The sequence below is a fragment of the Streptomyces xylophagus genome (genome assembly GCF_000716435.1).
Taxonomy (GTDB): Bacteria; Actinomycetota; Actinomycetes; order Streptomycetales; family Streptomycetaceae; genus Streptomyces; species Streptomyces xylophagus.
In genome coordinates, this window is sequence record NZ_JNWO01000187.1 from 1 (window position 1) to 315 (window position 315).

Below are 315 nucleotides of genomic sequence, written 5' to 3' on the forward strand. Positions count from 1 at the left end.
CTGCGTGAGTTCCCCGACGGCACGATCGTCCTGCTCGACGGGCTGGTGGCCTGCGGGGTGCCGGAGATCATCGCGCCCGAGGCCGAACGGCTGCAGCTCGCCGTCCTGGTGCACCTGCCGCTGGGCGACGAGCGCGGCATCGCACCCGAGACCGCGGCCGAACTCGACGCCAAGGAGCGGGCCGTGCTGCGGGCCGTGCCCGCGGTGATCGCCACCAGCGAGTGGGCGGTCCGCAGCGGCGGTGGGGCCGGCCCGCCGGTGAACTGCCGTAGGTCCAACGTCCCTGCCATGAGCCGCGGTTCGAGCAGTCCGAGC

Annotated in this window: 1 pseudogene; it reads left to right on the forward strand. The window is 74.3% G+C overall.

Going from position 1 to position 315, the window contains the following annotated elements:
* Positions 1-315: pseudogene (locus tag OO70_RS50910) on the forward strand (hypothetical protein); the annotation flags it as partial.